Below are 1,046 nucleotides of genomic sequence, written 5' to 3'. Positions count from 1 at the left end.
GACTTAAAAATTCTTGATGGCACATTCGCTATACGCGGCCATGAAGTAACAGACGCAGAGTTTGTTAATATCACCACCACATTCACGCCAGGTGAATGGATTGATGTTGAGATGATGTGGGATGCAACCCAAGTCACTGTCGTTATTAATGGTGATTCATACGGCCCATTCACAACAGCTTCACTTAATGTAGCCTCTGATGTCGCTAATGCGCATGTAAGAACGGTTGTTATGAAGTTAGGTGATACCAGTGGTGTTGCAACAACTGATTTCTTAGTTGATAACTTAAAAGTTTATTCAGATACAGCTGGTCAAACGCTGGTTTATGAAGACGATTTTGAAAGCTATGATTTAACCCATGATTTAGCTGCCAATTATGATGGTGCAACGAGCGAAGCAACGGTTACTCAACCTTTCACTGCAACCGATACCGGTGGTGGAAGTGCGACTGTCAATACGTCTAAAGTTGCTTCTATCAAAGATACGAAGATTGATGATGCGGGTGAATTAAGATACAAGCGTGATTCTTCAGATGCGTTAGCGCAAGGTAAAATGAGCGTGTCAGTCTTAAAAGCGGCCGATGAAGCTAAAGCCGCTTATGTTTCGTTATTCAATGGTTCAACAAGCACCAGTAATGCGATTGTAGACTTAAAAATTCTTGATGGCACATTCGCTATACGCGGCCATGAAGTAACAGACGCAGAGTTTGTTAATATCACCACCACATTCACGCCAGGTGAATGGATTGATGTTGAGATGATGTGGGATGCAACCCAAGTCACTGTCGTTATTAATGGTGATTCATACGGCCCATTCACAACAGCTTCACTTAATGTAGCCTCTGATGTCGCTAATGCGCATGTAAGAACGGTTGTTATGAAGTTAGGTGATACCAGTGGTGTTGCAACAACTGATTTCTTAGTTGATAACTTAAAAGTTTATTCAGATACAGCTGGTCAAACGCTGGTTTATGAAGACGATTTTGAAAGCTATGATTTAACCCATGATTTAGCTGCCAATTATGATGGTGCAACGAGCGAAGCAAC

1 protein-coding gene is annotated in these 1,046 nt (G+C 41.7%); it reads left to right on the top strand.

What is annotated here, in order from left to right; all coding sequences use genetic code 11:
• The coding region (locus DPX34_RS21635; RefSeq protein WP_198673781.1) for a hypothetical protein at window positions 1-1,046 on the top strand (1,046 nt) is incomplete at both ends.

Origin of the sequence: Algibacillus agarilyticus (assembly GCF_003286125.1) — a bacterium.
Lineage (GTDB): Bacteria > Pseudomonadota > Gammaproteobacteria > Enterobacterales > Alteromonadaceae > Algibacillus > Algibacillus agarilyticus.
Note: the sequence above shows the minus strand (reverse complement) of the source record. Positions and strands in the feature narration are given on the sequence as shown.